General features: G+C 67.0%; 2 protein-coding genes. Both read left to right on the top strand.

Annotated features, from left to right (window positions below; all coding sequences use genetic code 11):
- Window positions 1-223: 223 nt before the first annotated feature.
- On the top strand, window positions 224-1,324 hold the full coding sequence (locus tag AC5P1C_RS43450; RefSeq protein ID WP_493871540.1) for a tyrosine-type recombinase/integrase: 1,101 nt from the start codon (window positions 224-226) through the stop codon (window positions 1,322-1,324).
- The gene (locus AC5P1C_RS43445) at window positions 1,321-3,849 is read left to right on the top strand and encodes a tyrosine-type recombinase/integrase (protein ID WP_493871539.1); all 2,529 of its coding nucleotides are present in this window, start codon (window positions 1,321-1,323) and stop codon (window positions 3,847-3,849) included. The genes AC5P1C_RS43450 and AC5P1C_RS43445 overlap by 4 nt, the downstream gene beginning before the upstream one ends.
- Window positions 3,850-3,862: the final 13 nt, after the last annotated feature.

Here is a 3,862-nt window from a genome sequence, read left to right as displayed (position 1 = left end):
GGCGTGTTGACTGAACTACGGGAGGTCTCCTCGTTGTTCTGGAGACGGGGAGGTGGTGGGCTGTCTACCTTCACGTGCCATGGCCGAATATGAGGATGTCTCAAGGGACTTGGGTTCTCTTGTGGTGCCGCGGGTGGGGTCGCTGATGGAGACCAGGGATCCGTGGGAGCCGTACAGGCTGGTGAATCCGGCCGGGGTGCCGGTGGGTTCGGTAGCTGCATACTTGAAGGATCTGCAGGCGGCCGGGCGGCCGGCGACGACACAGCGTTCGTACGGCATGGATCTGCTCCGCTGGTACCGCTTCCTGTGGGCAATCGCGGTGCCGTGGAACGAGGCGACCCGGATCGAGGCCCGTGACTTCTCCCGATGGATCCAGATCACAGTCAAGCCGCCCCGGCCACGCCGCAGTTCGAGGTCGACTACGTCGGCGTCAGCCAATGCCCGAGGCACGAACCCGATCACTGGCAAGCGGCCGATCGGGAAGACGTACGCGTCCTCGACCGTCGCGCACAGCGAGACGGTGCTCCGCGGCTTCTACACCCACCACCTCGAAGCCGGGACCGGCCCGTTGGTGAACCCGTTTCCGCTGGCCAGGGCTCCTCGGGCGAACGCGCATCACAATCCGATGGAGCCGTGGCGTCCACAGCGGTCCGGGCTGTTCCGGCCGCGGCAGCCCCAGCGCATCCCACGTCAGATCCCCGACGAGGTCTTCAACGAGCTGTTCGCGAGGCTGTCCTCGGACCGGGACCGGGCCCTGGTCGCCTTCTGGATCTCCACCGGGGCCAGGGCCGCGGAACTGCTCGGCGTCTTGTGCTCGGGCACGGATCCGGGGCGGCAGCTGGTCACGGTGGTGCGCAAAGGCTCGCGCGCACTGCAGCAGCTGCCGGCCTCCCCGGATGCGTTCGTCTGGCTGCGGCTCTATCAGCAGAAGACGTACGGGCTGGTGTCCCACGGCCCGGACGCTCCCTTGTGGTGGACGCTGCGGCGGCCGTTTCGCGCTCTCAACTACCACGCCGCGCGGGCGATGTTCGTGCGTGCGAACAACATGCTCGGGTCCAACTGGTCCCTGCACGACCTGCGGCACACCGCCGCCTACCGGCTGGCCCGCGACCCGCTCATGCCGATTACGGACGTCCAATGGGTCCTCGGACACGCCCGTCTCTCCACTACACAACGTTATGTCACGCCCACCGCCGAGGACGTCATCGAAAGCGTCCTGGCCCATCACCGGCGCCAGACCGAGCAGTCGGCTGAGCCTGCGCCACCGACGCTGCACTACCGTCCGGAGAGTCTGGATGTTCTCTTCGGCCGGGGGCGGCCGTGACCACCAGTGCGATCACTGCGGCGGTGGCTGCACGGCCCTGGCAGCTCAGCGCGGAAGCCGCGGCTCTGTGGAGGAAGTTCCCGCCCCGCGTCAACCCGAAGAGTTGGCCGTCGACTCGGCAGTCCAGAGCCGCCGTGGTGGCCCGGATGTTCGCACCGCCGTTCCTGGCGAAGGACTCCAAGACGCGCTACAACCGCAAGCTGTCCCTGTTCAAGGTGCTCGACTGGCTGGAGATGCACCCCGGCAGCACCTGGGAGGAGCGGTGGGACGCCAGCGGCGTCGCCACCGACGGGCACGTGGATTGGCGGCTCCGCCTCATCAGCGATCTGAGGAGCGTCGACAACCTGGGCCCCCGCGGCGAGGGGATCTTCAACATCCTCGGCATGGGGTTGATCCAGCTGATCGGCGGTGACGTTCTGCGGCCCGACCTGGGCTGGTTGATGGCCACTGCGTCACCGCTGCGGATCACGAACGAGATGGAGCACGTTCGCGACGGCGAGGCTATCGCCAAGCTGAGGGCTCTACGGACGGCGAGCACAGTCGGCGACTCCACGGTGCTGCCCGCGATCGAGAAGATCGCGCTTGTCCTGGCGGCCAAGGGCGGCACGGTCGCCGACGTCACACCGGGTGATTGCCTGGAGCTGTTGAAGAAGAGCAGGGAGATCTTTCCTCCGCCGGCCAAGTCGCATCGCCACAGTCCGTTCTTCTACCAGTTGTTGCACTCCCTCGGTGTCTTCCCGTCGGATGCGCCGCCGTCGGTCCGCATGTTCAGCACGCGCTTCCCCGGCCAACTCACCGTCGAGCAGCTCGTCGACCGTTACGACCTGTCTTGTCAGCCCGTACGCAATCTGCTGGTCGACTACTTGAAGGAACGTCAGCCCTCGGTCGACTACAACACGCTGACCGGTCTGGCGACCGCGCTGGCCTTGTGGTTCTGGAAGGACCTGGAGAACCACCACCTGGGCATCGACTCACTCCGGCTCGCCCCCGACGTCGCCGCGGCCTGGAAGCGACGTCTGCAGACCCGCACCGTCCGCACCACCGACGACCACGGTGTGGTCACGGAGACCACGGTGGAGCGGGCCACCGCGTCCGGCACCCTGATGACGGTGCGAGCCTTCTATCTCGACCTCGCGCAGTGGGCGCTGGACGAGCCCTCCCGGTGGGGCCCGTGGGCAGTGCCCTGCCCGATCCGCGCCGCCGACGTCCAGAACCACAAGATGAAATCCCGGCAGAAGGCCCGGATGCACCAGCGCACCCGTGAACGACTCCCTGTCCTCCCGGCATTGATCGAAGCGGTTGACCGGAACCGCAAGGCCGCCGCCACCCGGCTGGAGGCCGCTGCACGAGTCCGCCCCGGCGAGCTGTTCACCGCGGGTGACCTCACACTGCGGCGCGCGATCCTCAGACGGCACTCACCACATCTCTGGGCCGAAGAGCCGGAGACCGGGAGGCGCCGGAACCTGGTCCGAGAAGAGAGCAACACCTTCTGGGGCTGGGCCGCGGTCGAGGTCCTGCGCATGACCGGAGTACGCATCGAGGAGTTGAGCGAGATCTCGCATCACAGCCTGGTCCAATACCGGCTGCCCAGCACGAGTGAGGTCGTGCCGCTGCTGCAGATCGCCCCCTCCAAGACCGATGAAGAACGCCTCCTGGTGGTCTCCCCGGAACTCGCCGACGTGCTCTCCGCGATCATCTGCCGCATCCGCTCCGCCGACGGCAGCGTTCCCCTCGTGATCGCCTACGACCACCACGAGAAGGTCTGGAACCCGCCCATGCCGCTGCTGTTCCAGCGCAAGATCGGCCTGGAGGACCGACCGATCCCGATCGACGGCATCCGCACCCTCCTGCAGGACGCACTCGCCGCCACCGGGTTCACGGACACCGCTGGCAAGCCGCTGCACTTCGCCCCGCACGACTTCCGGAGGATCTTCACGACCGACGCCGTCATGAACGGCATGCCGCCCCACATCGCCCAACTGGTGCTCGGACATCGGGATATCAATACGACCATGGGCTACAAGGCCGTCTATCCCGAGGAGGCCATCAACGGACACCGGGCGTTCATCGCCCGCCGCCGGGACCTGCGTCCCAGCGAGGAATACCGCAGCCCCACAGAGGAGGAATGGGAAGAGTTCCTCGGTCATTTCGAGCGCCGCAAGGTGGCACTCGGCGACTGCGGACGAGCCTACGGCACCAGCTGCATCCACGAGCACAGCTGCACACGATGCCCACTCCTGCGGGCCGACCCGGCCCAGCGATCACGGCTCGTGGACATCCGCGACAACCTCATCGCCCGCATCGCCGAAGCCGAACGAGAAGGATGGGGCGGCGAAGTCGAAGGGCTCAAGGTCAGCCTGGCCGCGGCGAACGCCAAACTCGCCCAGCTCGACAACCTGGTCTCCCGCCACGATGCCGCAGTCCACCTCGGCATGCCTTCCTTCCTCGACGTCGCGGGACGCCACATCACCATCCAGCGCACCCCGCCCGACTCCGATGAACCCCAACAAACCAGCGCAAGCTGATAGTTCAGAGAAG

It is taken from the genome of Streptomyces sp. A18 (genome assembly GCF_059026065.1).
The sequence above is the reverse complement of the archived record's forward strand: the minus strand, read 5'-3'. Positions and strand labels throughout refer to the sequence as shown.